Origin of the sequence: Burkholderia sp. E168m23 (assembly GCF_016586125.1) — a bacterium.
GTDB lineage: Bacteria > Pseudomonadota > Gammaproteobacteria > Burkholderiales > Burkholderiaceae > Burkholderia > Burkholderia orbicola.
The window spans coordinates 1-1,595 of sequence record NZ_BCPP01001265.1 but is presented as its reverse complement, the minus strand read 5'-3'; the positions used below and the strand labels follow the sequence as shown (position 1 = coordinate 1,595).

At 57.6% G+C, this 1,595-nt stretch carries 1 protein-coding gene; it reads left to right on the top strand.

Going from position 1 to position 1,595, the window contains the following annotated elements; all coding sequences use genetic code 11:
• Positions 1-30: 30 nt before the first annotated feature.
• Complete coding sequence (locus JMF90_RS36395; protein WP_201317055.1) at positions 31-1,569, top strand: class I SAM-dependent DNA methyltransferase; 1,539 nt, start codon at positions 31-33, stop codon at positions 1,567-1,569.
• The last annotated feature ends 26 nt before the right edge of the window (positions 1,570-1,595 follow it).

Genomic DNA, 1,595 nt, shown 5'->3' with positions numbered 1-1,595 from the left:
CGCAAGAAACAAATTTCAAGGTAATCAAGCATGCTGACTGGCGAAATCCGAAGCCAAATCAACGCCATCTGGGACTCGTTCTGGTCCGGTGGGATTTCAAATCCGCTGGAGGTGATGGAACAAGTCACTTACCTCCTGTTTATCCGCCGTCTCGACGAGATGCATGCGCTGGAAGAGCAGAAGGCCATCGTCACAGGCAGGCCTCAGGTCACCCGAATTTTTCCACACGGCAAGGACGAGAAAGGTCGGGAATACAGTGACCTTCGCTGGTCGCGGTTCAAGAATTTTGCAGCGCCGGAGATGTACACGGTCGTCGGCGAACATGTGTTTCCGTTCCTGCGTGTGCTGGGCGGCCAGGATACGACCTATGCGCATCACATGAGGGATGCACGCTTCACCATCCCGACACCGGGCCTGCTCGCCAAGGTCGTTGACATGCTCGACCATGTCCCGATGGACGACCTGGACACCAAGGGCGACGTCTATGAATACATGCTCGGCAAGATTGCGAGCGCGGGCCAAAATGGCCAGTTCCGCACACCGCGCCACATCATCAAGCTGATGGTTGCACTGACCGAGCCGAATGCCGATGATGTCATCTGCGACCCGGCCAGTGGCACCTGCGGTTTCCTGGTTGCAGCCAGTGAGTACCTGCGCAAAACGTATCCGAAACTACTAAACAATGCAGGTCGTCGCGAGCATTTCCACAACGGCATGTTCCACGGCTACGACTTCGACAACACCATGCTTCGCATCGGCAACATGAACATGGTGCTGCACGGGGTCGAGAATCCAGACATTCGGTACAAGGATTCGCTGGCGCAGGACCATGCCGGTGACGATGAGAAGTATTCGCTCATCCTCGCCAATCCCCCGTTCGCCGGCTCTCTGGACTACGAGAATACGGCCAAAGACCTGCTGGCCATCGTCAAGACGAAGAAGACGGAACTGCTTTTCTTGGCGCTGTTCCTGCGACTTTTGAAGCCAGGTGGCCGTGCTGCCGTCATCGTGCCGGACGGCGTGCTGTTCGGCGCATCGAAAGCCCACAAGGAACTACGTCGGACCATCGTCGAAGGCCAGAAACTCGACGGCGTGATTTCGCTGCCGGCGGGAGCATTCAAGCCGTACGCCGGTGTATCCACCGCCGTCCTATTGTTCACGAAGACCGATTCCGGTGGCACGGATAACGTCTGGTTCTATGACATGGAAGCCGACGGCTGGAGTCTCGATGACAAGCGTCAGCCGCTTCTCGACGAGGACAAGCTGGGCGTGGCGCCTACTCAGGTGCTGACCAAGGCGGAGCACGCCAAAAACAATCTCCCCGATGTGCTGGCACGCTGGAAGCAGAGGGATGGTGCTGAGCGGGAGCGTCCGCGTAGTGCCCAGAGCTTTGTAGTGCCCAAGGCGGACATCGCTGCACAAGGCTACGACCTGTCCATCAACCGGTACAAGGAAGTTGTACACGAGGAAGTTGAGCATCTGCCGCCGAAGGAAATTCTGGCGAAGCTGCGCGTGCTCGAGACCGAGATTCAGGCGGGAATGACTGAACTCGAGGAGATGCTCAAGTGAGGTCCAGGTGGAAGCGAGTTGCGTTG